The organism is Curvibacter fontanus (assembly GCF_054780335.1).
Map to the genome: position 1 here is coordinate 65,350 of NZ_BAAGWN010000005.1, position 24,607 is coordinate 89,956.

Here is a 24,607-nt window from a genome sequence, read left to right on the forward strand (position 1 = left end):
TGTTGCACTGCGGTAACATCTCGCCTCAGCCGGTGTACCGTTCTGGCTGATATTCCAGACTGCCATGAACGCACCGACTCCGCTAGCTCAATTCGTGGACACGGCCGGCCTCGCGCCGCACGGGCACGAGCGCATCCGCGAAATCCCCTACAACTACACCTCCTTCTCCGACCGCGAGATCGTCATCCGCCTGCTGGGCCCCCGGGCCTGGGAGGTGTTGAACCAACTGCGCGAGGAGCGCCGCACCGGCCGCTCGGCCCGCATGCTCTATGAAGTCCTCGGTGACATCTGGGTGGTGCAGCGCAACCCCTATCTGCAGGACGACCTGCTGGACAACCCCAAGCGTCGCCAGCTGCTGGTCGATGCCCTGCACCATCGCCTGGGCGAGGTGCAGAAACGACGCACGCCGCAGGCCGACCCCCAGCGCGACGCACTGGTGGGCGAGTTGCTGGAGGCTGCCAGCCGCGCCGTCGAGGCCTTTGATGCCTCTTTCCAGAAAATTGCCGCCCTGCGCCGCAAGGCCCAGCGCGCGCTCAGCCGGCTGACCGCCAAGGACAACGTCAAGTTCGACGGCCTGTCGCGTGTCTCGCATGTGACGGACGCGACCGACTGGCGCGTCGAGTACCCCTTCGTGGTGCTGACCCCCGACAGCGAGGCCGAGATGGCGCGCCTGGTCAAGGGCTGCATCGAGCTGGGCCTGACCATCATTCCGCGCGGGGGCGGCACGGGTTACACCGGCGGCGCCGTGCCGCTGACGTGGAAGAGCGCGGTGATCAACACCGAGAAGCTCGAGGCCATGACCGAAGTGGAGATGGTGCAACTGCCGGGGCTGGACCAACCCGTGCCCACGATCTGGACCGAAGCCGGTGTGGTCACCCAGCGCGTGGCCGATGCCGCCGAGCGCGGGGGGTTTGTCTTCGCTGTGGACCCGACCTCGGCCGAGGCCTCCTGCGTGGGTGGCAATATCGCCATGAACGCGGGTGGCAAGAAGGCCGTGCTATGGGGCACGGCGCTGGACAACCTGGCCAGCTGGCGCATGGTCACGCCCGATGCGGGCTGGCTGGAAGTCACGCGTGTGGGCCACAACCTGGGCAAGATCCACGACGCCGACGTCGCCAGCTTCGAACTCAAGTACTTCGAGGCCGACGGCAAGAAGCTGGTGAAGACCGAGCGCCTGGACATTCCCGGCCCGAGCTTCCGCAAGGAAGGCCTGGGCAAGGACGTCACCGACAAGTTCCTCTCCGGCCTGCCCGGCGTGCAGAAGGAGGGCTGCGACGGCCTGATCACCAGCGCGCGCTGGGTGGTGCACCGCATGCCGGCGCATACCCGTACCGTCTGCCTCGAATTCTTCGGCCACGCGCGCAACGCGGTGCCCAGCATCGTCGAGATCAAGGACTTCATGTTCTCCCTGCAGAACCGCAGTGGTGCAGGAGGGAATGAACAGGGCCCCTCCCCCGTTCTGCTCGCCGGCCTGGAGCACCTGGACGACCGTTATCTGAAAGCTGTGGGCTACGCCACCAAGAGCAAACGTGGCGGCCTGCCCAAGATGGTGCTGATCGGTGACATCGTGGGCGACGACACCGACGCCGTGGCGCGTGCCACCAGCGAGGTGGTGCGCATTGCCAACTCGCGCGGCGGCGAGGGTTTCATTGCCATCAGCGCCGAGGCGCGCAAGAAATTCTGGCTGGATCGCAAGCGCACGGCCGCCATCAGCAAGCACACCAACGCCTTCAAGATCAACGAAGACGTGGTGATCCCCTTGCCGCGCATGGCCGAGTACACCGACGGCATCGAGCGCATCAATATCGAGCTGTCGCTGCGCAACAAGATCCAGCTGGCCGACGAGCTGGAGTATTTCTTCACCGAGGGCAACCTGCCCCTGGGCAAGCTGGACGATGCCAGCGAGATTGCATCGGCCGAGCTGCTGGAAGACCGCGTGGCGCAGGCCCTGGCCCTCGTGCGCGAGGTGCGCACCCAGTGGCAGGGCTGGTTGAAAGACGTGGACACGCTGTTCCCGCAGCTGCAGGACCACAGCCTGCGTGCCAGCTGGAAGGCGCAGATCCGCACGCCCCTGCAGGACATCTTCACGGGCGGTGCCTTCGCGCCCATCCTGGCCGAATGCCAGGCTATCCATCAGCGCGTGCTCAAGGGCCGGGTCTGGGTGGCGCTGCACATGCACGCCGGTGACGGCAATGTGCACACCAATATTCCCGTCAACAGCGACGATTACGAGATGCTGCAGGCCGCGCACGGCGCGGTCAAACGCATCATGGCCCTGGCGCGTTCACTGGACGGCGTGATCTCGGGCGAACACGGCATCGGCATCACCAAGCTCGAATTCCTCAGCGACGCCGAGCTCAAGCCTTTTGCCGACTACAAGCAGCGCATCGACCCCGAAGGCCGCTTCAACCGCGGCAAGCTGCTGCGTGAGGCCAGCCATCCGGCCGACCTGACCAACGCCTACACGCCCAGCTTCGGCCTCATGGGCCATGAGTCGCTGATCATGCAGCAGAGCGACATCGGCGCCATCGCCGACAGCGTCAAGGACTGCCTGCGCTGCGGCAAGTGCAAACCCGTGTGCTCGACCCACGTGCCGCGTGCCAACCTGCTATACAGCCCGCGTAACAAGATCCTGGCGACCTCGCTGCTGGTGGAGGCCTTCCTCTACGAGGAGCAGACCCGCCGCGGCGTGAGCATCAAGCACTGGCAGGAGTTCGAGGACGTGGCCGATCACTGCACGGTCTGCCACAAATGCCTCTCGCCCTGTCCGGTCAAGATCGACTTCGGCGACGTGTCGATGAACATGCGCAACCTGCTGCGCAAGATGGGACAGAAGTCCTTCCGTCCCGGCAATGCCGCGGCCATGTTCTTCCTCAACGCAACCAACCCCGAGACTATCAAGCTCATGCGCTCGGCCATGGTGGACGTGGGTTTCAAGGCCCAGCGCCTGGCCAACCAGCTGCTGCGCACGCTGGCGCGCCGCCAGACGGCCAAGCCTCCGGCGACCGTGGGCACCGCGCCCATCAAGCAGCAGGTCATTCACTTCATCAACAAGAAGATGCCCGGCGGCCTGCCCAAGAAGACCGCGCGCGCCCTGCTGGACATCGAGGACGCCGACTACGTTCCCATCATCCGCGACCCGCAGGCCACCACGGCCGAGACCGAGGCGGTGTTCTATTTCCCGGGCTGCGGCTCCGAGCGCCTGTTCAGCCAGGTGGGCCTGGCCACCCAGGCCATGCTCTGGCATGCGGGTGTGCAGACCGTGTTGCCGCCGGGTTACCTCTGCTGCGGTTACCCGCAGCGCGGCAGCGGGCAGTTCGACAAGGCCGAGAAGATGATCACGGACAACCGCGTGCTCTTCCACCGCGTGGCCAACACCCTGAACTACCTGGACATCAAGACCGTGGTGGTGAGCTGCGGCACCTGCTACGACCAGTTGCAAGGCTACAAGTTCGAGGAGATCTTCCCGGGCTGCCGCATCATCGACATCCATGAGTACCTGCTGGAAAAGGGAATCACCTTGGGTGATTCCCTTTCGGCGGAGGCTAACGTGAGCGAAGCGAACGTTAAGCGCAGCGGCCGAAGCCAAAAGGGAACGAGTGCCTACCTGTATCACGAGCCCTGCCATAACCCCATGAAGCTGCAGGACTCGATGAAGACAGTCAAGGCGCTGGTGGGTGACAACGTCCTCAAGAGCGACCGCTGCTGCGGCGAGTCCGGCACCCTGGGCGTGACCCGCCCCGATGTGTCCACCCAGGTGCGCTTCCGCAAGGAAGAGGAAATCCGCAAGGGCGAAACCGAGCTGCGCGAAGCGGGACTGGTGGGTGCGAAGGACAACGTGAAGATCCTGACCAGCTGCCCCAGCTGCCTGCAGGGCCTGAACCGTTATGGCAACGATCTGCAGAACGGCCTGCTGGAGGCCGACTACATCGTGGTCGAGATGGCGCGTCAGATCCTGGGCGAGGACTGGATGCCGCAGTACGTGGCCTCGGCCAATGCCGGCGGCATCGAGCGCGTGCTGGTCTGAGCAGGACGGGATAATCCGGTTTCAACAGACAAGGTGACCCTCATGGCAGGTTTGCAAGCCGGCGCCCCGACGCCGCAGGATCTCACGGTGCACAGCAAGTCGCGGGTGCTGGAGGTCGGCTTTTCCGACGGCAAGACCTTTCGCATCCCCTTCGAGCTGATGCGCATCTACTCGCCCTCGGCGGAGGTGCAGGGCCACGGCCCGGGCCAGGAAGTGCTGCAGACTGGCAAGCGCGACGTGGAGCTGGCGGAACTGGAGCCTGTAGGTAACTACGCCGTGAAACCCGTTTTCTCGGACGGCCACGACAGCGGCATCTTTTCCTGGGATTACCTCTATTTCCTCGGTTCGCAGCAGGACCAGCTCTGGGCCGACTACGAGGCCCGCCTGAAAGCGGCCGGCGTGGACCGCGACGCGCCCATGCCCGAAAAAGCCGGCCACGCCTGCGGCAGCCATTGACCATGAGCGGCACCCATTTCGGATTCGAGACGGTCGACGAGACTGAAAAAGCGCGTCGCGTGCGCGGCGTGTTCGATTCGGTGGCGTCGAAATACGACGTCATGAACGACCTCATGTCCATGGGCCTGCACCGCGCGTGGAAGGCCTGCACCGTGACCGTGGCCAACCTCAAGGAGGGGGACCGCGCGCTGGACATCGCCGGCGGCACCGGCGACCTGGCCCTGGCTTTTGCCAAAAAAGTCGGCAAGACCGGCCAGGTGGTGCACACCGATATCAACGAGGCCATGTTGCGTGTGGGCCGTGACCGCCTGCTCGACGCCGGTGTGGTCCTGCCCACGGTGGTCTGCGATGCCGAAAAGCTGCCCTTCCCGGACCGCCATTTCGACCTGGTCAGCGTGGCTTTCGGCCTGCGCAACATGACGCACAAGGACCGGGCCCTGGCCGAGATGTGCCGTGTGCTCAAGCCCGGCGGCAAGCTGCTGGTGCTGGAATTCTCGAAAGTGGCGCCGCCCCTGGCCAGGGCCTACGACTGGTATTCCTTCAAGATCCTGCCCCAGCTGGGCAAGCTGGTGGCCGGCGACGCCGACAGCTACCGCTACCTGGCCGAGTCCATCCGCATGCATCCGGGCCAGGAAGAACTCAAGGCGATGATGAAAAAAGCCGGATTCGGCCATGTGGACTTTCACAACATGAGTGGCGGTGTGGTGGCACTTCATGTTGGAATCAGGTGCTGACACTCCGCTTTTGAGCTCATTTCGGGGTGCTGCATCCCGCAAGGTATTTTTGGAGCAAGCATGAAATTCTGGTCTCTCGCCCTGTCGCTGGCACTGGCCCTCGGCGCGGTCAACGTCGAGGCCAAGCGCCTGGGCGGCGGCAAATCGGTCGGCAAGCAGTCGAGCAATGTGACGCAGCGCGAGGCAGCGCCGGCGCAAAACACGGCCGCTCCCAAGCCCGCTCCGACGGCCCCCGCAGCCGCTCCGGCCCCCGCCCCCAGGAAGCCCTGGGGCGCCATGCTCGGTGGCCTGGCCGCCGGCCTGGGCCTGGCCTGGCTGGCCAGCTCCCTGGGCATGGGTGAGGCCTTCGGCCAGTTCATGCTGATCGCGCTCGTGGTGCTGCTGGCCATGATGGCCTTCGGCTGGTTCATGCGCAGCCGACGAGCGGCGACCCCGGCCACCGGCCGCTACGCCTTTCAGGGAGCCGGTGTGGGTGAAGTGGCCACGGCCGGCCCGGCCTACCGCCCGGAAAACGTGGGCAATGACGCCTCGGCCCGCCCCTGGGAGCGCAACCAGACGGCTTTCGACAGCGTTGCTGCGCAGGGCGCTTCCGGCGTCGTGATCGGCTCGGCGCTGCCCAGCAGCTGGAGCATCCCGGCCGGTTTTGATGCCGACGGTTTCCTCAAGGCGGCCAAGAGCAACTTCATCCTGCTGCAGGCGGCCTGGGACCAGGCCGACATGGGCACCCTGCGTTCCATGATGACCGACGACATGCTGACCGAGATCAGCGCCCAACTGGCCGAGCGCGAGGCCCACACGGGCGGCGCCGTGAACCTGACCGAGGTGCAGATGCTGCAGGCCCAGTTGCTGGGCATCGAGGAGTTGGGTGACGGTTACATGGCCAGCGTCGAGTTCTCGGGCATGATCCGCGAGACGCCGCAGGCCGGCCCCAGCCCCTTCCGCGAGGTCTGGAACATGGTCAAACCCCGGGATGGCAGCCGCGGCTGGCTGGTGGCCGGAGTTCAGGCCTTGCAATAAACCCGCCTGCTTCTAATCAATAATCGGGGACTATGGCAACACAGTCCCCTTTTTCATTGTTGGAAGACGTTTTCCAGAAGTTAGGCACGACCCTGCAGCCTCCCGCCTGGGCGGTACAGGAGGTGCAGCGCCGCATTGTGCTGCTGCTCAACCATGTGCTGATGCAGGAACCCGAGGCCATGGGCCGGCTGGCCCGGCAAAAGGGCCGGGTGCTGCTGTTCCACTGGCGCGAATTCGAGTTCAAGCTGCAGCTCACGCCGGCCGGCCTGCTGGACCTGGCCGCGGCCGATACCCCGTCCGACCTGACCTTGGCTGTGACCGAGGCCTCGCCGCTGGCGCTGGTGCAGGCGGCCCTGGCCGGTGACAAACCGGCCGTGCGCATCGAAGGCGACGTCCAACTGGCGGCCGATATCAACTGGCTGGTCGACCACGTGCGCTGGGATGTCGAGGAAGACCTGGCCCGCCTGATCGGCGATGCGCCGGCCCACGGCCTGGCGCAGGCTGCGCGCCGTGCCCTGGAGAGTCTGCGCGGATGGCTCAAGCCGGCCCGTGGAGCCGGGGCATGAGCCCCCGCACGGCCGCTCCCGGCCAGCGCGGCGCAGCCCTGGGCCGCGCGGGGGCTCGCACCGTAGCGCAAAGCGCGGAGGTGCTTCTGTGACCCGCCTGCTGCGCGGCGCCTACATCGTCTGGATCGTGCTGCGCTACGGTCTGGACGGGCTGGTCCTGACCAGTTTCCAGAAACCCTGGCTGCGTGTGATCGCGCGCATCGTCTCGATCGGCCGCAACCTGGATGCGCCGCCCGGCCAGCGCCTGCGCGAGGCGCTGGAGCGCCTGGGCCCGATCTTCGTGAAGTTCGGCCAGGTGCTGTCCACACGGCGTGACCTGCTGCCGGCCGACATCGCCGATGAGCTGGCCAAGCTGCAGGACCGCGTGCCGCCTTTCCCCTCCGAGGTGGCTGTGGCCACGATCGAGCGGGCCTTCCGCAAGCCGGTGGCCCAGATCTTCAGCGAATTCGAGCGTGTGCCGGTGGCCAGTGCTTCGATCGCGCAGGTGCACTTCGCCAAGCTCAAGGACCGGGAAGGCCGTGAGCGCGAGGTGGCCGTCAAGGTGCTGCGCCCGGGTATGCTGCCGGCCATCGAAAAGGACTTGGGCCTGATGCGCCTGATGGCCGGGTGGGTGGAGAACCTGTCTGCCGACGGCCGGCGCCTCAAGCCGCGCGAGGTGGTGGCCGAGTTCGACAAATACCTGCACGACGAACTGGACCTGGTGCGCGAAGCCGCCAGCGCCGCCCAGCTGCGCCGCAATATGGACGGGCTGGACCTGGTGCTGATCCCCGAGATGTTCTGGGACTACTGTCACAGCGACGTCATCGTGATGGAGCGCATGAAGGGCATCCCGATCAGCCAGACCGCGCGCCTGCGCGAGGCGGGCGTGGACATGAAAAAGCTGGCGCGCGACGGGGTCACCATCTTCTTCACCCAGGTCTTTCGCGATGGTTTTTTCCACGCCGACATGCACCCGGGCAATATCTTCATCAGCACGGATCCGACCACCTTCGGGCGCTACATCTCGCTGGACTTCGGCATCGTGGGCACGCTGACCGAGTACGACAAGGAGTACCTGGCGCAGAACTTCACGGCCTTCTTCCGGCGTGACTACAAGCGCGTGGCCGAGCTGCACATCGAATCGGGCTGGGTGCCGCCGCGCACGCGGGTGGACGAGCTGGAGTCCGCCATCCGCGCCGTGTGCGAACCCTATTTCGACCGGCCGCTCAAGGAAATCTCGCTGGGCATGGTGCTCATGCGCCTGTTCCAGACCTCGCGCCGTTTCCATGTGGAGATCCAGCCGCAGCTGGTGCTGCTGCAGAAGACCCTGCTCAATATCGAGGGCCTGGGCCGCGAGCTCGACCCCGAGCTGGACCTCTGGAGCACGGCCAAACCCTTCCTGGAGAAGTGGATGACCGACCAGATCGGCCCGCGCAAGCTGCTGGAGGAACTCAAGAACCAGGCCCCGCGCTACGCCAAGATGCTGCCGGATCTGCCGCGCCTGCTGCACGACTACCTCAAGCACAACGCGGGCAGCCAGAAGCGCGAGCTGGACGAGCTGCTGACCGAGCAGCGGCGCACCAACCGCCTGCTGCAGGCCCTGATCTACGCGGGCATAGGTTTTGCTCTGGGATTGATCGTTGTCCAGATGGTGATCCGCTTCCAGCTGTTCTAGGGCTCGCTTCTGGGGATAATCCTGGCCCATCGCAACCAAGGAGATACAAGGTGCTGCTGACCCTCGTCATTGTTTACCTGCTGGTGACCATTGCCATCGGCCTGTGGGCCGCCAAGCGGGTCAAGAACTCGGCCGATTTCGCCATCGCCGGACGTCGCCTGCCACTGGTCATGATCGTCACCACCACCTTCGCCACCTGGTTCGGCTCGGAGGTGGTGCTGGGCATTCCCGCCAAATTCGTGGGTGGCGGCCTGGGCAGCGTGGTGGAAGACCCCTTCGGCGCGGGCTCCTGCCTGATCCTGGTGGGCCTGTTCTTCGCCGCCAAGCTCTACCGCATGACCCTGCTGACCATCAGTGACTTCTTCCGCGAGCGCTACGGCCGCAGCGTGGAGATCATCTGCTCGCTCATCATCATGCTGAGTTACCTGGGCTGGGTCTCGGCCCAGGTCACGGCCCTGGGTCTGGTGTTCAATCTGCTGTCGGGCGGCGCCATCAGCATCCCGGTGGGCATGGTGATCGGTGTGGTCTCGGTGCTGGCCTACACCCTGTTCGGCGGCATGTGGTCGGTGGCCCTGACCGACTTCATCCAGATGATCATCCTGGTTGCGGGCCTGAGCATCCTGGCCGTGTTTGCCGGCGGCCCGGCCGGTGGGGCCGACAAGGTGGTGGCGCTGGCCGTGAGCCGCGACATGTTCAACTTCCTGCCCGAGCCGAGTTTCAAGGACGTGGTGTTCTTCTTCGCCGCGGCCATCACCATGATGCTGGGCTCCATCCCCCAGCAGGACGTGTTCCAGCGCGTGATGTCGGCCGACAGCGAGAAGTCGGCCTCGCGCGGCGCCATCATCGGCGGGGCGCTCTACATCCTCTTCGCCTTCGTGCCCATGTTCCTGGTGGTCAGCGCCCTGATCATCATGCCCGAGCAGGCCGACGCCCTGATCAAGGAGGATCCACAGAAGGTGCTGCCCACCCTGGTCATGGAGAAGATGCCTTTCATCATGCAGGTGCTCTTTTTTGGCGCGCTGCTCTCGGCCATCAAATCCTGTGCCTCCGCCACCCTGCTGGCGCCGAGTGTGACCTTCGTGGAGAACATCTGGCGTCAGTTCCATCCCCATATGGGTGACAAGCAGGAATTGAAGACCATGCGCATCACCGTGCTGGTCTTCAGCGCCCTGGTGCTGCTGTACGCCATCCAGATGCAGGGCACTTCGATCTATGAAATGGTCTCTGGCGCCTACCAGGTGACCCTGGTGGGCGCCTTCATCCCGCTGACCTTCGGCCTGTACTGGAAACGGGCCACGACCCAGGGGGCGCTGTTCTCCATCGTGCTGGGGCTGTTGACCTGGGGGATCTTCCTGGCCACCCCGGCGGGTGCGGAGTTTCCGGCCCAGCTGGCGGGCGTGCTGTCCGCGCTGACGGGCATGCTGGTGGGCTCACTCGGCCCCCAGGCCATCGTCAACCGGCACGCGGGCCACCACAAGCTGGCCGGCCTGGGCTAAGGCGGAAGGCCGGAGGACGGCCTTGATAAAGGGGCCGCCGCCTATAATTGCGGGTTTTCCGCAGGTCGCGCGGCTGCTGGTGGGCGGCGCAACTTGCTGACACCCGCCAGACCCCCCTTAACCTCCTTCGAGCCATGCCAATTTACGCCTACAAATGTGAATCCTGCGGTGCCGCCAAGGATGTGCTGCAGAAGATCTCCGACCCGACCCTGAGCGACTGCCCGGCCTGTGGCCAGCCGACCTTCCGCAAGCAGGTCACGGCCGCCGGCTTCCAGCTCAAGGGCAGCGGCTGGTACGCCACCGATTTCCGCGGGGGCGCCACCCCTGCTGCTGCCCCCACCACGGCTGCGGCGGCCACGACCAGCGAGGCCCCGGCTGCCGCTGCGCCGGCCAGCCACAGCTGCGGCACGGGTTGCGGGTGCGCTTGATGCCCATGGCCAAATTCCGCAAGTGGCTGTTCGCGGGCCTGCTGGTGCTGGCCCCGCTGGGCATCACGGTCTGGGTGCTGGAATGGGTGGTGTCCACGCTGGACCAGACCCTGCGCATCCTGCCCGCGTCCTGGCAGCCCGACCAATGGCTGGGCCTGCACATTCCCGGCCTGGGGGTGATCTTCGCCCTGGCCGTGGTGCTGGCCATCGGCGCCCTGACGTCCAACATCATCGGCAACCAGTTGCTCAGCTGGTGGAATGCCCTGCTGCACCGCATTCCGGTGGTGCGTTCCATTTACTCCGGCGTCAAGCAGGTCTCCGACACCCTGTTTTCCGACAAGGGCAACGCCTTCCGTCAGGCCGTGCTGGTGCAGTGGCCGCGCGAGGGCATGTGGACCATCGGTTTCGTGACCGGCGCGCCCGGTGGCGACCTGGTCAACCACCTGCCGGGTGAGTACCTGAGCGTTTACGTTCCGACCACGCCCAACCCGACCGGCGGCTACTTCGTGATGATCAAGGCCAGCGATTGCATCGTGCTTGCCATGAACGTCGACGAGGCGCTGACCTATGTGATTTCCATGGGCGTGATCGTCCCCGGCTCTGCGAAGAAACCGGCCGAGTCCGACCAGCCTTCCCATTCCTGAATTCCTGAAAGAGTAAGCCCCATGGCCATGCGTTCCCATTACTGCGGTCTCGTGACCGAGGCCCTGCTGGGCCAAACCGTCACCCTGTGCGGCTGGGTCAACCGCCGGCGCGACCATGGCGGCGTGATCTTCGTCGACCTGCGCGACCGTGAAGGTTATGTGCAGGTGGTCTGCGACCCGGACCGCGCCGAGATGTTCAAGACGGCCGAGGACCTGCGCAACGAGTTCTGCATCCAGGTCAAGGGCCTGGTGCGCGCGCGCCCGGCCGGCACCACCAACGAGAGCCTCAAGAGCGGCAAGGTCGAGGTGCTGTGCCACGAGCTGACCGTGCTCAACCCCTCGGTCACGCCCCCCTTCCAGCTCGACGAGGACAACCTCTCCGAGACCACGCGCCTCACGCACCGCGTGCTGGACCTGCGCCGCCCCTACATGCAGAACAACCTGATGCTGCGTTACAAGGTGGCCATGGAGGTGCGCAAGTTTCTCGACGCCAACGGCTTCGTGGACATCGAGACCCCCATGCTGACCAAGAGCACGCCCGAAGGCGCGCGCGACTATCTGGTGCCCAGCCGCGTGCACGATGGCCAGTTCTTCGCGCTGCCGCAGTCGCCCCAGCTCTTCAAGCAGCTGCTCATGGTGGCCGGTTTCGACCGTTATTACCAGATCACCAAGTGCTTCCGTGACGAGGACCTGCGCGCCGACCGTCAGCCCGAGTTCACGCAGATCGATATCGAGACCAGCTTCCTGAGCGAGCAGGACATCCGCGACATGTTCCAGGGCATGATCACGACGGTCTTCAAGAACACCATCGGGGTCGATCTGGGCGAGTTCCCGGTCATGACCTACCAGGACGCCATGCACCTGTACGGCTCGGACAAGCCCGACCTGCGCGTGAAACTGCAGTTCACCGAACTCACCGATGTGATGAAGGACGTGGACTTCAAGGTCTTCTCGGGCGCGGCCAATATGGTGGGCGGCCGTGTGGTGGCCCTGCGGGTGCCTGGCGGTTCGGTCGAAGGCGGCGGCATCAGCCGCGGCGAGATCGACGCCTACACCGAGTTCGTCAAGATCTACGGTGCCAAGGGTCTGGCCTACATCCGCGTCAACGAAGCAGCCAAGGGCCCTGGACCCGAAGGGGCCACGCGGTGGCCGGGCCTGCAGTCGCCCATCGTCAAGAACATCCACGACGCCGCGCTGAGCGAAGTGCTCAAGCGCACCGGAGCCCAGGACGGCGACCTGATCTTCTTCGGCGCCGACAAGGCCAAGATCGTCAACGACGCCATCGGCGCGCTGCGCATCAAGATCGGCCACAGCGAATTCGGCAAGAAAAACGGCCTGTTCGAAAACCGCTGGGCGCCGATGTGGGTGGTGGATTTCCCCATGTTCGAGTTCGACGAGGACAACCAGCGCTATACCGCCGTGCACCACCCCTTCACGGCGCCCAAGGCCGGCCACGAAGACTGGATGGTCACCGCGCCCGAGAAATGCATCTCGCAGGGCTACGACATGGTGCTCAACGGCTGGGAAATGGGCGGGGGGTCCGTGCGTATCCACCGTGCCGACGTGCAGCAGAAGGTGTTCGACGCGCTCAAGATCACGCCTGAGGAGGCCAAGCTCAAGTTCGGCTTCCTGCTGGACGCGCTGCAGTACGGCGCCCCGCCGCACGGTGGCCTGGCCTTCGGCCTGGACCGCATCGTCACGCTGATGACCGGCGCCGAGTCCATCCGCGACGTGATTGCCTTCCCCAAGACTCAGCGCGCCCAGTGCCTGCTGACCCAGGCCCCGAGCCCGGTGGACGAGAAGCAGCTGCGCGAGCTGCACATCCGCCTGCGCAACCCGGATGCGGTGAAACCGGCCTGAGTCTCAGGCCTTGGTGCAGAATCAAAGGGCGCTGTGATCACAGCGCCCTTTTTACTTGGGAGCGGAAATGGCGATTCCAGATTTTCAATCACTGATGCTGCCCTTGCTCAAGTTCATCAGCGATGGTCGAGAGTGCTCCATGGGGGAAGCGACGAAAAGTATTGCAAAAGAATTTTTGCTTTCCCAGGAGGAATTGGCTGAGATGCTGCCCAGTGGTCGTGCGCCACTTTTTTATAACCGTTTGGCGTGGGCAAAAACCTACCTGAAGCGAGCTGGATTGATCGAGCAACCCCGACGAGGTGTGTTTCTCATAAGCCCCACCGGACGTCAGCTCTTGGCAGAAAAACCGCAAAGGATTGACTTGCGTCTGCTTCAGAAAATACCTGGGTATGCGAATGCAAGTGAGCCCTCTGAACTGATGGCTTCTTCGGACCCGGCTGCTTTGGCTGGCTCATCTTCGGATGGCGTTACGCCAGAGGAAGACTTGGAGCGTGCGCATGCTGTTCTGCGGCGGGAGTTGGCGGCAGAGCTGATCAATAGCATCAAGCGGTGCTCACCAGCATTTTTTGAGAATCTGGTGATCCAGTTGTTGCTGAAGATGGGATATGGAGGCAGTCGTCAGGAGGCCGGGCGGGCCGTCGGGCGATCAGGTGATGGCGGGATAGATGGCATCCTCAACGAGGATCGTCTCGGACTGGACGCCATCTATTTGCAAGCCAAACGATGGGATGGCTCTGTTGGCCGTCCCGAGATACAGAAATTCGTTGGTGCACTGGCGGGTCAGCGTGCCAGCAAAGGCGTGTTTATCACGACCTCGGTATTCACGCAGGATGCCAAAGAGTACGCGGAGCGTAGTCAGTACAGAGTTGTGTTGATTGACGGGGCACGCTTGTCTGACTTGATGATTGAGCATGATCTTGGTGTATCCGTTGCGGCTACGTATCAGCTCAAGCGTATTGATTCAGATTTTTTTGACGATGAGTGATGGCGAGTAGATACGTCTAATTGATATTGACATCCTGTACCTGTGGCTGATTTACCCATCTACAAGATTCCGCAATCCGTGCTGGTGGTGATCCACACCCCGGCACTCGAGGTGCTGCTGATCAAGCGCGCTGACGCCGAGGACTACTGGCAGTCGGTCACGGGCGCCAAGGACGATCTCCGGGAGTCCTTCGAAGCCGCCGCCCTGCGCGAGATCGCGGAGGAGACCGGTATCGATGCGCGAGCGCCGGGTCACGCCTTGCTGGACTGGGGCCTGGAGAACGTCTACGAGATCTATCCGCGCTGGCGCCACCGCTACGAGCCCGGCGTGATCCACAACACCGAGCACCTGTTTGGCCTGATGGTGCCGGTCGGCACCCGCATCACGCTGAGCCCGCGCGAGCACACCGACTACCAGTGGCTGCCCTGGCGCGAGGCCGCCGAAGCCTGCGCCTCGCCCAGCAACGCCGAGGCCTGCCTGATGCTGCCGCGTTTTGTCCACGCTGCGGCCAGCCTGCCAAAATAATCCCATGAAAACCCTGCGCGTCGCCACCTACAACATCCACAAGGGTGTGCAGGGCCTGGGCCCGCGCAGGCGCCTGGAGATCCACAACCTGGGGCTGGCCGTGGAACAGCTCGACGCCGACATCGTCTGCCTGCAGGAAGTGCGCAAGATACATCGACGCGAGGAGCAGTACTTCAGCCGCTGGCCCGAGATGCCGCAGGCCGATTTCCTGGCCCCCGAAGGCTACGAGGCGGTCTACCGGACCAATGCCTACACGCGCCACGGCGAGCACGGCAACGCCATGCTGTCGCGCTGGCCGGTGAAGTCGCACCAGCATGAGGACATGTCCGATCACCGGTTTGAGCAGCGCGGTCTTTTGCACAGCGAGGTGGTGGTCAATGGCATGGCCTTGCATGTGGTGGTGGTGCATCTGGGTCTGATCCGCGCCAGTCGCATGCGCCAGGCCGCCCAGCTGGACAGCTATATCGCTCGCGAGATTCCCGCCGATGCGCCGCTGATCGTGGCGGGTGACTTCAATGACTGGGGTGAGCGTGTTCACCGCCACTTCGCGGCCATGGGACTGCAGACCTTCAAGCCGTCCACGAACCCGACCTTCCCGGCACGCCTGCCGCTGGTCCAGCTGGACTATGTCTATGTGCGCGGCCTGCGGCCCTTGAGTGTGGAGGTGCCGCGCGGGCGTGTCTGGTGGCGCATGTCCGACCATCTGCCGCTGATTGCCGAGTTCGAGTTGCCGGCATGAAGGACCGCCACCTGCCGTCCTTGCGCAGCGGGCATCGCGTGCAATTGCTGCAGGGTGGCCAGGAACTGTTTCCTGCGCTGGTGCAGGCGATCGACCGGAGCGTGCGTGAAGTCCGCATGGAGACCTATATCTTCTACCCGGATCCGTCGGGTGAGCAGGTGGCCGCGGCACTGGTGCGGGCCGCGCAGCGCGGGGTGGCCGTTTATCTGGTGATGGATGGTGCGGGCACGCCCGAGCTGCCTCTCGAATGGCGCCGGCGCTTCGACGCTGCCGGCGTCCAGTGGCGGATTTTTCTGCCCCTGGGCCGGCTGGGTCTGCTGATCCCAAGCCGGTGGCGGCGTCTGCACCGCAAGTTATGCGTCGTGGATGGTCACGTGGCCTTTTGTGGCGGTATCAATGTGCTGGATGACTGGCATGACCCCAACCACGGCGCCCTGTCTGCGCCTCGTCTCGATTTTGCGGTGCGCGTGACCGGTCCGCTGGTGCGCGCCGTGCATGAGGTGACGGTGCAGTTCTGGTGGCGCCTGCAGGCGGGCAGCAAGGCGCGGGAGATCGATTTGCCGGCCGCCTGGCGCCACCTGGAGGAAGCCGTCAAGCTGGCCGTGCAGGCCGGAGATGAGATGGCCGCCGGCATGGCCGCCGCCCGCGGGTCCGGCACGCGCGCCGCCCTGCTGCTGCGGGACAACCTGCGCCATCGCAGCCGCATCGAGAGGGCTTACCGCAAGGCCATCGCCGAGGCGCGTTCAGAGATCATCATCGCCAATGCCTACTTCGTCCCTGGCCGCAAGCTGAGGCTGGCCTTGATCCATGCGGCACAGCGCGGGGTCCGGGTGCGTCTGCTGTTGCAGGGGCGTTATGAGTATTTCATGCAGTTCCATGCCGTGCGCATGGTCTACGGGGTGCTGCTCGGTGCGGGCATGGAAATCCACGAGTATTCGCCCAGTTTCCTGCACGCCAAGGTGGCGGTGATCGACGGCCACTGGACCACCATCGGCTCTTCCAACCTGGACCCCCTGAGCCTGTTGCTGGCGCGCGAGGCCAATGTGGTGGTGGAGGATGTCCGTTTCGCCCAGGACCTGCGGGAGCGCCTGATCCGGGCCATGGAACATGAAGGGCACCGGGTGGACCCGAGCCAGTATGCCGACCGGCCATGGCAGCAGCGCCTGCTGGACCGGGCGGCCTTTGCCCTGATGCGGCTGGGCGTCTTCCTGAGCGGTAATCGCTATTGAATTGATAGCTTTTGATGGTTGAAAGCAAAGGCTCCGGGGCCGATAACCCTGATGGCGAATCGCTGGTACCATAAGGCCATGCTGAAGAAAAGCCAGAGTCCCTTGAGCCCCGCAGACGCCGCCGACGAGGGCACTCCGGTGTCCGTGAAGATCCGCGAGCGCCTGCTGGCAGCGCGCAAGCGCTTCTATGCGAACGACAACATCGCCGATTACATCGAGCCGGGTGAGCTGGCGCAGATGCTCGACGAGGTCGAGCTCAAGATGCAGCACGTGCTCGACAGCCTGGTCATCGACACCGACAACGATCACAACACCGACAACACGGCGCGCCGTGTGGCCAAGATGTACGTCAACGAGGTGTTCCGCGGCCGTTACGTGCAGGCGCCCACCATCACCGAGTTTCCCAATGCCGAGCACCTCAACGAGCTGATGATTGTCGGCCCGATCACGGTGCGCAGCGCCTGCTCGCACCACTTCTGCCCGGTCATCGGCAAGATCTGGATCGGCGTCATGCCCAACGAGCACACCAATGTCATCGGCCTGTCCAAGTACGCGCGCCTGGCCGAGTGGATCATGGGCCGGCCCCAGATCCAGGAAGAGGCCGTGGTGCAGCTGGCCGATCTGATCCAGGAAAAGACCCAACCCGACGGCCTGGCCATCGTCATGGAGGCCAGCCACTACTGCATGGCCTGGCGCGGGGTCAAGGACATGGACAGCAAGATGATCAACTCGGTCATGCGCGGCGTGTTCCTCAAGGACCCCAATCTGCGCCGAGAATTCCTGTCCCTGATTCCCCAGAGAGCCTGACCATGCTAGTCCGCCTGCTTTACGCCAGCCGTGCCGTCGATTCGAATGCCGAGGCCATCGAGAACATCCTCGCGCATTCGCGCCAGTACAACCCGACCTGCGGCATCACCGGCATCCTGTGTTACGGCGGCGGCATCTTCCTGCAGGCCATCGAGGGTGGACGCAATGCGGTCAGCGAGCTGTATGGCCATATCCAGCGCGATGCGCGCCACAAGGACGTGGTGCTGCTGCATTACGAGGAAATCAGCGAGCGGCGTTTCGGTGGCTGGACCATGGGGCAGGTCAACCTCTCGCGCATCAATACCTCGATCCTGTTGAAGTATTCCGAGAAGCCGGAACTCGATCCCTACGCTGTGTCCGGCAAGGTCTCGCTGGCCTTGCTCGAAGAACTGATGGCGACGGCCTCCATCATCGGCCGCAGTTAAAAACTGGCGAATAAATCTACTGCGCGACCCGATCGCCGCGTTGGGCGGTGCTCGAAAACCTCACGTACCTGAGTACGTTCCGGTTTCTGCGCTCCGTCCGCCTTGCGCTCGGACCGCTCGCTACGATTTCTTCGCCAGTTTTGGCGTGCCAAGGCGCGGTCCTCAGCTGTTTTTGGGGATGACCGTGTCTTCGATCTTGCCGGCCAGCTGGACCAGGGCGAGTCCGGCCGGGCAGCCCGGCGTGACCTGCATGAGCAGTTGCCGGCGCATGATGGCCTGGCGGACCGAGGCGTCGACGGGAATATCACCCACATGGATCAGCTTGACCGGCTTGCCCGGCTCGCCCGGCACGAAGCGGTCCACCACCTGCTGCAACTGCACCGTGATGGCACGCCCGTCACCCGGGCGGGTCGTCTGGTTGACGATCATGCGGATGTTCTGGCGTTTCTGCTGGCCCACCAGCACCTTGATGGTGGCGTAGGCGTCGGTCAGTGAGGTCGGTTCCGGGGTCACCACCAGCAGCACCTCGGAGGCCAGCGAGACGGCGAACAGCACCACATCGGAGATGCCGGCGCCAGTGTCGAGCAGCACCACGTCGAAACGCGGCACGAGACTTTCCATCACACGCAGGAATTCGTCGCGCACCTCGGGCGTGAGGCGCGAGTACTCGACCATGCCGGAACCGGCCAGCAGCACCGAGAATCCGCCCGGCGCCTTGATGATGGCTTCATCCAGCTTGGCCTTGCCGGTGAAGACGTCGTGCAGCGTGGTCTTGGGATAGAGGTTGAGTACAACGTCCAGATTGGCGAGGCCGAGGTCGGCATCGAGCACCAGCACGCGCAGGCCACGGCGGGCCAAGGTGGCAGCCAGGTTGGCCGAGACGAAGGTCTTGCCCACGCCGCCCTTGCCGCTGGTGATGGCGAGCACCTTGCCCAGGGGCTTGAGGGGCACGGGCGGTGCCGGCTTGTCCTGATCGGTCGTCAGTTCGTCACTCATCAGCTGAACCTCTGCGTATTGCTGTCGGTCAGGTCACCCCAGACGGAATCGGACAGGGCCAGATTACCGAACAGCAGACTTTTTTCTTCCGGACTCACGGAAATGACCTGCTGGTGGTCGATGCACACCCGGTTGCGGCCCTGGGTCTTGGCCAGGTAAAGCTGGGTATCGGCGCGCTCAATCCACAGGTCGGCGGTGGAGCGGACCCAGACCGGCGCGAAAGCGCCGCCCACACTGGTGGTGATTTGCAGATGGAGCCGCGGGCTCACCGGGATGGACAGGGCAGCAATCGATTGGCGGATGCGTTCGGCCACGGTCTCGCCGTAAGCGGCCTGGCAGTCGGGCATGACGATGGCGAATTCCTCGCCGCCGTAACGTGCCACGGTGTCCTGCGGGCGCACACAAGCGGCGATGCAGCGTGCCACGGCTTGCAGGACCTTGTCACCGGCCAGATGGCCGTGCGTGTCATTCACTTTCTTGAAATGGTCGATGTCCAGCAGCAGCAGCAGGGCCGAGTTGCCCGAGCGCGCCACGATCTCGATCTCGCGCGAGAGCACAGCGCGGAAATGGCGCCGGTTGGCCAAACCTGTCAGCGGGTCGCGCAGGGAGAGTTCACACAGGCCATCGATGATGTGCTGCAGATAGGCGGCCGGTCCGTCACCGGGCGCCGGCAACTCGGCGCCGTCGTGCTGGAGCAGCGCGCGCGCATCGTCCAGACGCAGCGCATGCACGTCAAGCGGGGGGGTGACAGCGGAGCTCACAGGAGGTGTCCATCAATTACCATCAAAGTCTAACAGGAGCCCTGTGGTGATAGAGGCCAGATTTGGCCGGCTACCTCCATTAAATCAGGGCTTCGTGAGACTGGTCACGGAGACAGGGAATGAGAAAGTGCAGGGTATGAAGCGGGCCTGCGGGCTGCTGCTGTTGCTGGGTCTGCTGGTCCCGGCGGCTGCGCAGGCTTTGACGTCGAGCTGGACAGGCACGGTGACCCATGTGAGCGATGGCGACACGCTGTGGGTGCGGCCGCAGCAGGGTGGCGCGCCTCGTGCGGTGCGCATCGATGGCATCGACGCGCCCGAGCTGTGCCAGGCCCATGGGGAGACGGCGCGCGCTGCACTGGTGGCGCATGTGCTGGGGCAGAGGGTGCAGCTACGCGTGCGTCGGCACGACGACTATGGCCGCGCCCTGGCGCGTGTGCGTTTGCACGGGCAGGATGTGGGGGCCTGGCTGGTCAGCCGGGGGCATGCCTGGTCCTACCGCTACCGGACCCAGACCGGGCCCTATGTCCAGCAGGAGTCTGAGGCCCGGGCCCATCGTCTGGGACTGTTTCGTCAGGCACGTGCCGAATTGCCGCGTGAATTCCGTCGCCGGCACGGTCCCTGCCATTGAGGCAGGCCGGGTTCAATGGGCGGCTTGGCCGCACACCGTACAGGCCGGGTTGCGCGGGATACGGACTTCGTTGAAGGTCATGTGCCGGCCGTCAAGCATGAGCAGGCGGCCCCTCAGTGGGGCGCCTGCTCCGGACAGCAGCTTGAGCGCTTCAGCGGCCTGCAGGGTGCCGATGATGCCCACCAGCGGCGCAAACACGCCGAGGGTGGAGCACAGGGTTTCCTCGAAGCTTTCCTGCGGGTCGAACACGCAGGCATAGCAGGGTGAGTCGGCGCTGCGCGGGTCGTAGACGGCCAGCTGGCCATCAAAACGGATGGCTGCGCCCGAGACCAGGGGTTTGCCTTGTTGCACGCAGGCCGCATTGACGGCCTGGCGGGTGCGGAAGTTGTCGCTGCAGTCCAGCACCACGTCGACACGGGCCACCAGCGTGTCCAGCAGGGCCGCATCGGCGCGTTGCGCCACGGTGTGGACCTGCACCTCGGGGTTGAGAGCGGCCACGGCCTGACGGATGGAGTCGACCTTGGGGCTGCCCACACGCGCCATGCTGTGGGCGATCTGGCGCTGCAGGTTGGTGACGTCGACCGTGTCGTGGTCGACCACGGTGAGCTGGCCCACGCCGGCGGAACCGAGGTAAAGCGCGACCGGTGAGCCCAGGCCGCCGGCGCCGATGATCAGGGCGTGGCTGTCGAGGAGGCGCTGTTGGCCTTCAATCCCGATTTCATCCAGCAGGATGTGCCGCGAGTAACGCAGCAACTGGTCATCGTTCATGGTGCTAAGTCAGGGCGCTTCATCGGGAGCGGGTTTGATCGAGGGCGCCGCGGAACCGGCTTTGCCGGGCCGCCGCCGGCGCCCCCTGGAAGGGGGGTGGCGGAGCGACACGCAGTGCGCGTAGCCTGGGGGTCAGTTTTCTTTTTGTTCTTCCTTGCGCTCGGTCTGGGTCTTGCTGACCAGGACCGGCTGGCCCTTGAGCTGGTTGAGCGCCTGCATCAGCTGGAAGTCCTTGTCGGTTCCGAATTCCGGCAGCTTGCGTTCGGCCACCGGTTTCTTGGCCTCGTCTTCCAGCTTCTTGAGGGCTGCGTCACGTGCTTTCTCGCGCGCTTCGTCCTTCTGTTCGGCGCCCTGGCCGCTGCTCAGGTGCTTGTCGAGGTCGGCTTCGCGGGTGCGCAGCACGGAAAAGACATTGCCTTCGGCGGTTTCATCAACCATGACGTCGGGCAGGATGCCCTTGGCCTGGATGGAGCGGCCCGAGGGCGTGTAATAACGCGCCGTGGTGATCTTCAGGCCGGTGTCGGGACCCAGCGGACGCACGGTCTGCACCGAGCCCTTGCCGAAGGTCTGGCTGCCCATGATGGTGGCGCGTTTGTGGTCCTGCAGGGCGCCGGCCACGATCTCGCTGGCCGAGGCCGAGCCTTCGTTGACCAGGACCACCAGCGGCACCTTCTTGAGGGTGGCCGGCAGGCGCTTGAGCGGGTCGCTGTTGCCACGGCGCTGGTAGAACTCGGGGGCGGCCTTGAAGGTGTACTTGCTTTCGGCGAGCTGGCCGTTGGTCGAGACCACGGTCACGTTTTCGGGCAGGAAGGCGGCCGAGATGGCCACGGCGGCGTCGAGCAGGCCGCCCGGGTCGTTGCGCAGGTCCAGCACCAGGCCCTTGAGCGCGGGTTCCTGCTTGTAGATCTCGTCGATCTTGCGCGCGAAATCGTCCACCGTGCGTTCCTGGAACTGGCTCAGGCGGATCCAGGCGTAGCCGGGTTCGATGACCTTGGCCTTGACCGACTGGGTCTTGATTTCCTCGCGCGTGATGGTGACGGGGAAGGAGCGGTTCTCGTCCTTGCGGAAGATGGTCAGCATGACCTTGGTGTTGGGTTCACCGCGCATGCGCTTGACGGCTTCGTTGAGCGTCAGGCCCTTGACGGCGGTATCGTCGATGCGGGTGATCAGGTCATTGGTCTTGAGACCGGCGCGGTAGGCGGGCGAGCCCTCGATGGGCGAGACGACCTTGACCAGGCCGTCCTCCTGTGTGATCTCGATGCCCACGCCGACAAAACGCCCGGCCGTGCCCTCGCGGAATTCCTTGTAGGACTTCTTGTCGAAGTACTGGGAATGCGGGTCCAGGCTGGAGACCATGCCCGAGATGGCGTCGGTGATGAGTTTTTTCTCGTCCACCGGTTCGACATAGTCGGTCTTGATCATGCCGAAGACGGCAGCCAGTTGCTGCAGCTCTTCCAGCGGCAGCGGCGCCACGGCATTGCGTGCCACGGTCTGCAAGGAGACGGTGGTGAGCGCGCCGGCGAGCACGCCCAGCGAAATCCAGCCGGCGATTTTCAGTTTCTGACCCATGGATAGATCCTCGTCGCTTCAATATACACGTTTGGAAGCGAAATCGCCGCCAGGGTTCCGGCGGCTGGTGACAAATTGTTGGGCCGTTGCCGGCCCGGTTTCAGGCTTGGCACTGGCTGGCCACGGCCGCCGCGGCCCGGGCGGCGGCTTCGGCGTCGCCCAGGTAGTAGTGGCGGATGGGCTTGAGCTCGGCGTCGAGCTCGTAGACCAGGGGGATGCCGTTGGGGATGTTCAGGCCCACGATGGCCTGGTCGGAAATGCCGTCCAGGTACTTGACCAGGGCCCGGATGGAGTTGCCGTGGGCGGCCACGACCACCCGCTGGCCCGACCGGATGGCCGGGGCCAGGGCCTCGTTCCAGAAGGGCAGCACCCGGGCCACGGTGTCCTTCAGGCACTCGGTCAGGGGAATCTGGTCGGCTTGCAGGCTGGCATACCGGCGGTCGGCGCGTTCACTACGGGCGTCGGTCGGCTCCAGCGCCGGGGGCGGGGTGTCGTAGCTGCGGCGCCAGACCAGCACCTGCTCGTCCCCGTATTGCTTGGCCATGTCAGCCTTGTTCAGGCCCTGCAGGGCGCCATAGTGGCGCTCGTTCAGGCGCCAGCTCTTGACGACCGGCAGCCAGGTGCGGTCCATCTCGTCCAGGCAGTACCAGAGGGTGTGGATGGCGCGCTTGAGCACGCTGGTGTAGGCCGCGTCGAAGTCGTAACCCTCGGCCTTGAGCAGCCTGCCGGCCGACATGGCCTGGGAGACGCCGGTGGGGGTCAGGTCGACATCGGTCCAGCCGGTGAAGCGGTTTTCCAGGTTCCAGGTCGATTCGCCGTGGCGGATGAGCACGAGTTTGTACATGAGGGTAGGGCGGGACAGGGTGGTTAGGGATGGGGCGACCAGGGTCAAAACGAGCCTGGCCAGCAGCAATCAACCCGTCATTTTAAAATCACGGCTTTGCTCCTGCAGACTTCTACAAGGAATATTGTGAAATTCATCCTCGACAACTGGTCTCTGATCCTGGTTTGCCTCAGTTCCGGCCTGCTGCTGGCCTGGCCGGCCATCAAGGGCGCCGCCGGCGGTTCCCTGACCCCGGGCGCCGCCGTGCAACTGATCAACCGCGAAAAAGCCGTGGTGATCGATGTCTGCGAAGCCACGGAATACGCCGCCGGCCACGTCAACGGCGCCAAGAACATTCCCCTGGCCCAGCTGGCCAGCCAGTTGCCTGCTGTGGTGAAAAACAAGGAGCTGCCGGTGATTTTCGTCTGCCAGAGCGGCGGGCGCTCCAGCAGTGCCGCGCGCATCGCCAAGGGCCTGGGCTTTACCCAGGCGCAGTCCCTGGGCGGTGGCCTGGCCGCCTGGCGCGCTGCCAGCATGCCGGTCGAGAAGGGCTGAAGCCATGCCGGCAGTAAAGATGTACACCACGGCGGTCTGCCCCTATTGCATGCGCGCCAAGCAGTTCCTCAAGTCCAAGGGGGTGGAGCAGATCGAGGAAGTCCGTGTCGACGCCGATCCCCAGGCGCGTGAGCAGATGATGGCCGTCACCGGCCGACGCACCGTGCCGCAGATCTTCATAGGCTCCACCCACGTGGGCGGTCATGACGACCTGATCGCCCTGGACGCCCAGGGCGGGCTGGCCCCGCTGCTGCAGGCGGCCTGAGGCTGCGACGAGCCCCGTCGCCGCCGGGCCGACCCAAGGCGACGACGGCCCCCTTTGGGGGCAGCGACCGAACGAAGTGCGGGAGCGTGGGGGCCATTCCACGGCCTGAGATAATCGGGCCGATCCGATCGCGGGCCCGCTCGGTGTTTTCCGGGCGGGCTCAGTTTTTTTGACCCACTTCCCCTCAAGGCAAGTCCATGGCCGACCAGCAAGAACCCGTTTTCCAGATCCAGCGCGTCTACCTCAAGGAGGCCTCGCTGGAGCAGCCCAATTCGCCGGCCATTCTGCTGCAGGGCGAGCAGCCCTCGGTGGACATCCAGTTGGGCGTCGAGGCCCAGCCGGTGGCCGAAGGCGTCTACGAGGTCTCCGTGACGGCCACCGTGCATACCCAGATCGCCGACAAGACCGTGTTCCTGGTCGAGGCCAGGCAGGCCGGCATCTTCGAGATCCGCAACCTGAGCGAAGAACAGATGGGCCCCATCGTCGGCGTGGTCTGCCCGCAGATCGTTTTCCCCTACCTGCGTGGCAATGTGGCCGACATCGTGCAGCGCGCCGGCTTCCCGCCCGTGCACCTGCAGGAAATCAATTTCCAGTCCATGTACGAGCAGCAACAGCAGCAGGCGCAGGGCATCAAGGTCCAGTAAGGCCCG

At 64.8% G+C, this 24,607-nt stretch carries 25 protein-coding genes; 20 read left to right on the plus strand and 5 right to left on the minus strand.

Annotated features, from left to right (window positions below):
* The first annotated feature begins 64 nt into the window (after positions 1–64).
* The 16 genes from ACYVH8_RS03335 (at position 65) to ACYVH8_RS03410 (ending at position 17,592) form a co-directional block, all read left to right on the plus strand.
* Positions 65–4,027 (plus strand): DUF3683 domain-containing protein, encoded by a 3,963-nt coding sequence (locus ACYVH8_RS03335; RefSeq protein ID WP_460487462.1) that lies wholly within the window; start codon positions 65–67, stop codon positions 4,025–4,027.
* 42 nt (positions 4,028–4,069) lie between these two features.
* Positions 4,070–4,483: a gamma-butyrobetaine hydroxylase family protein gene (locus ACYVH8_RS03340; RefSeq protein WP_460487463.1), complete on the plus strand. Its 414-nt coding sequence runs from the start codon at positions 4,070–4,072 to the stop codon at positions 4,481–4,483.
* A gap of 2 nt (positions 4,484–4,485) precedes the next feature.
* Positions 4,486–5,217 carry a bifunctional demethylmenaquinone methyltransferase/2-methoxy-6-polyprenyl-1,4-benzoquinol methylase UbiE gene (gene ubiE / locus ACYVH8_RS03345; RefSeq protein ID WP_460487464.1) on the plus strand — a complete coding sequence of 244 codons (732 nt, stop codon included), beginning with the start codon at positions 4,486–4,488 and terminating at the stop codon, positions 5,215–5,217.
* A gap of 60 nt (positions 5,218–5,277) precedes the next feature.
* Positions 5,278–6,234, plus strand: coding sequence for a Tim44 domain-containing protein (locus tag ACYVH8_RS03350; protein WP_460487465.1), 957 nt, complete (start codon positions 5,278–5,280; stop codon positions 6,232–6,234).
* Between the two features lie 32 nt (positions 6,235–6,266).
* On the plus strand, positions 6,267–6,800 hold the full coding sequence (locus ACYVH8_RS03355) for a ubiquinone biosynthesis accessory factor UbiJ (protein ID WP_460487466.1): 534 nt from the start codon (positions 6,267–6,269) through the stop codon (positions 6,798–6,800).
* 88 nt (positions 6,801–6,888) lie between these two features.
* Positions 6,889–8,454: a ubiquinone biosynthesis regulatory protein kinase UbiB gene (gene ubiB / locus ACYVH8_RS03360; RefSeq protein WP_460487467.1), complete on the plus strand. Its 1,566-nt coding sequence runs from the start codon at positions 6,889–6,891 to the stop codon at positions 8,452–8,454.
* Between the two features lie 50 nt (positions 8,455–8,504).
* Positions 8,505–9,950, plus strand: coding sequence for a high affinity choline transporter 1 (locus tag ACYVH8_RS03365; protein ID WP_460487468.1), 1,446 nt, complete (start codon positions 8,505–8,507; stop codon positions 9,948–9,950).
* A 134-nt stretch (positions 9,951–10,084) separates the two neighbouring features.
* Positions 10,085–10,378 (plus strand): FmdB family zinc ribbon protein, encoded by a 294-nt coding sequence (locus ACYVH8_RS03370; protein WP_460487469.1) that lies wholly within the window; start codon positions 10,085–10,087, stop codon positions 10,376–10,378.
* A gap of 5 nt (positions 10,379–10,383) precedes the next feature.
* Positions 10,384–11,022 (plus strand): DUF502 domain-containing protein, encoded by a 639-nt coding sequence (locus ACYVH8_RS03375; RefSeq protein ID WP_460487470.1) that lies wholly within the window; start codon positions 10,384–10,386, stop codon positions 11,020–11,022.
* A 21-nt stretch (positions 11,023–11,043) separates the two neighbouring features.
* On the plus strand, positions 11,044–12,882 hold the full coding sequence (gene aspS, locus ACYVH8_RS03380; RefSeq protein WP_460487471.1) for an aspartate--tRNA ligase: 1,839 nt from the start codon (positions 11,044–11,046) through the stop codon (positions 12,880–12,882).
* A gap of 67 nt (positions 12,883–12,949) precedes the next feature.
* Complete coding sequence (locus tag ACYVH8_RS03385) at positions 12,950–13,867, plus strand: restriction endonuclease (protein WP_460487472.1); 918 nt, start codon at positions 12,950–12,952, stop codon at positions 13,865–13,867.
* A 42-nt stretch (positions 13,868–13,909) separates the two neighbouring features.
* A complete protein-coding gene (gene nudB / locus ACYVH8_RS03390) occupies positions 13,910–14,392 on the plus strand; it encodes a dihydroneopterin triphosphate diphosphatase (RefSeq protein WP_460487473.1) in 483 nt (160 codons plus the stop codon).
* 4 nt (positions 14,393–14,396) lie between these two features.
* Positions 14,397–15,131 (plus strand): endonuclease/exonuclease/phosphatase family protein, encoded by a 735-nt coding sequence (locus tag ACYVH8_RS03395; protein WP_460487474.1) that lies wholly within the window; start codon positions 14,397–14,399, stop codon positions 15,129–15,131.
* Positions 15,128–16,360 (plus strand): cardiolipin synthase ClsB, encoded by a 1,233-nt coding sequence (gene clsB / locus ACYVH8_RS03400; RefSeq protein ID WP_460487475.1) that lies wholly within the window; start codon positions 15,128–15,130, stop codon positions 16,358–16,360. Before ACYVH8_RS03395 ends, clsB begins: the two co-directional genes overlap by 4 nt.
* 78 nt (positions 16,361–16,438) lie before the next feature.
* Complete coding sequence (gene folE / locus ACYVH8_RS03405) at positions 16,439–17,167, plus strand: GTP cyclohydrolase I (RefSeq protein ID WP_460487476.1); 729 nt, start codon at positions 16,439–16,441, stop codon at positions 17,165–17,167.
* Positions 17,168–17,169: 2 nt separating this feature from the next.
* Complete coding sequence (locus tag ACYVH8_RS03410) at positions 17,170–17,592, plus strand: BLUF domain-containing protein (protein WP_460487477.1); 423 nt, start codon at positions 17,170–17,172, stop codon at positions 17,590–17,592.
* 162 nt (positions 17,593–17,754) lie between these two features.
* Here ACYVH8_RS03410 and ACYVH8_RS03415 read toward each other — a convergent pair whose 3' ends face one another.
* Together ACYVH8_RS03415 and ACYVH8_RS03420 are read right to left on the minus strand one after the other, a co-directional pair.
* The gene (locus ACYVH8_RS03415) at positions 17,755–18,588 is read right to left on the minus strand and encodes a MinD/ParA family protein (protein WP_460487478.1); all 834 of its coding nucleotides are present in this window, start codon (positions 18,586–18,588) and stop codon (positions 17,755–17,757) included.
* Entirely contained in the window at positions 18,588–19,349 is a 762-nt protein-coding gene (locus tag ACYVH8_RS03420) for a GGDEF domain-containing protein (protein ID WP_460487479.1), read from the minus strand. Before ACYVH8_RS03420 ends, ACYVH8_RS03415 begins: the two co-directional genes overlap by 1 nt.
* A gap of 136 nt (positions 19,350–19,485) precedes the next feature.
* Here ACYVH8_RS03420 and ACYVH8_RS03425 point away from each other — a divergent pair, with 136 nt between their 5' ends.
* Positions 19,486–19,977 (plus strand): thermonuclease family protein, encoded by a 492-nt coding sequence (locus ACYVH8_RS03425; protein WP_460487480.1) that lies wholly within the window; start codon positions 19,486–19,488, stop codon positions 19,975–19,977.
* 12 nt (positions 19,978–19,989) lie between these two features.
* On the opposite strand, the gene ACYVH8_RS03430 is transcribed toward ACYVH8_RS03425, so the two are convergent.
* The 3 genes from ACYVH8_RS03430 to gpmA all read right to left on the minus strand — a co-directional run bounded on the left by ACYVH8_RS03430 (position 19,990) and on the right by gpmA (position 23,158).
* Entirely contained in the window at positions 19,990–20,745 is a 756-nt protein-coding gene (locus ACYVH8_RS03430; RefSeq protein WP_460487481.1) for a HesA/MoeB/ThiF family protein, read from the minus strand.
* 132 nt (positions 20,746–20,877) lie between these two features.
* Entirely contained in the window at positions 20,878–22,314 is a 1,437-nt protein-coding gene (locus ACYVH8_RS03435) for a S41 family peptidase (RefSeq protein ID WP_460487482.1), read from the minus strand.
* A gap of 100 nt (positions 22,315–22,414) precedes the next feature.
* Positions 22,415–23,158 carry a 2,3-diphosphoglycerate-dependent phosphoglycerate mutase gene (gene gpmA / locus ACYVH8_RS03440; RefSeq protein ID WP_460487483.1) on the minus strand — a complete coding sequence of 248 codons (744 nt, stop codon included), beginning with the start codon at positions 23,156–23,158 and terminating at the stop codon, positions 22,415–22,417.
* Between the two features lie 126 nt (positions 23,159–23,284).
* Between gpmA and ACYVH8_RS03445 the strand changes: the two genes are divergently transcribed.
* The 3 genes from ACYVH8_RS03445 to secB all read left to right on the plus strand — a co-directional run bounded on the left by ACYVH8_RS03445 (position 23,285) and on the right by secB (position 24,601).
* Entirely contained in the window at positions 23,285–23,692 is a 408-nt protein-coding gene (locus tag ACYVH8_RS03445) for a rhodanese-like domain-containing protein (protein ID WP_460487484.1), read from the plus strand.
* Between the two features lie 4 nt (positions 23,693–23,696).
* Entirely contained in the window at positions 23,697–23,957 is a 261-nt protein-coding gene (grxC, locus tag ACYVH8_RS03450; protein WP_460487485.1) for a glutaredoxin 3, read from the plus strand.
* Between the two features lie 197 nt (positions 23,958–24,154).
* On the plus strand, positions 24,155–24,601 hold the full coding sequence (secB, locus tag ACYVH8_RS03455; protein ID WP_460487486.1) for a protein-export chaperone SecB: 447 nt from the start codon (positions 24,155–24,157) through the stop codon (positions 24,599–24,601).
* The last annotated feature ends 6 nt before the right edge of the window (positions 24,602–24,607 follow it).